General features: G+C 61.7%; 1 protein-coding gene and 1 pseudogene. Both read left to right on the top strand.

Translation table 11 applies throughout. From position 1 onward, the window contains the following. Positions 1-431 (top strand): annotated as a pseudogene (locus A9W95_RS20785) (DNA-directed RNA polymerase subunit beta); the annotation flags it as partial. Positions 432-473: 42 nt separating this feature from the next. After that, on the top strand, positions 474-676 hold a 203-nt coding region (locus A9W95_RS20780; protein WP_156746319.1), incomplete at its 3' end, for a hypothetical protein.

The raw sequence follows: 676 nt of genomic DNA, 5'->3' as shown, positions 1-676 counted from the left end.
TGGTGGACGACAAGATCCACGCCCGCTCCACCGGCCCGTACTCGATGATCACCCAGCAGCCGCTGGGTGGTAAGGCGCAGTTCGGTGGTCAGCGGTTCGGTGAGATGGAGTGCTGGGCCATGCAGGCCTACGGCGCGGCGTACACGCTGCAGGAACTCTTGACCATCAAGTCCGACGACACCGTCGGCCGGGTCAAGGTGTACGAGGCGATCGTCAAGGGGGAGAACATCCCCGAGCCGGGCATTCCCGAGTCGTTCAAGGTGCTGCTCAAGGAGCTGCAGTCGTTGTGCCTCAACGTCGAGGTGCTCTCGTCGGACGGTGCGGCCATCGAGCTGCGCGAGGGCGAGGATGAAGACCTCGAGCGGGCCGCGGCCAACCTCGGAATCAACTTGTCGCGCAACGAATCTGCCTCCGTTGAGGATCTTGCGTAAGCAACTAGTAGTTACTAAACCCGCAAGGGGAAAGGGAGTTACGTGCTAGACGTCAACTTCTTCGATGAACTCCGTATCGGCCTGGCCACCGCGGAGGACATCCGGCAGTGGTCCTACGGCGAGGTCAAGAAGCCGGAGACCATCAACTACCGCACGCTCAAGCCGGAGAAGGACGGCCTGTTCTGCGAGAAGATCTTCGGACCGACTCGCGACTGGGAGTGCTACTGCGGCAAGTACAAGCGCGT

This window comes from Mycobacterium sp. 1423905.2, from assembly GCF_001673155.1.
Taxonomy (GTDB): Bacteria; Actinomycetota; Actinomycetes; order Mycobacteriales; family Mycobacteriaceae; genus Mycobacterium.
Note: the sequence above shows the minus strand (reverse complement) of the source record. Positions and strands in the feature narration are given on the sequence as shown.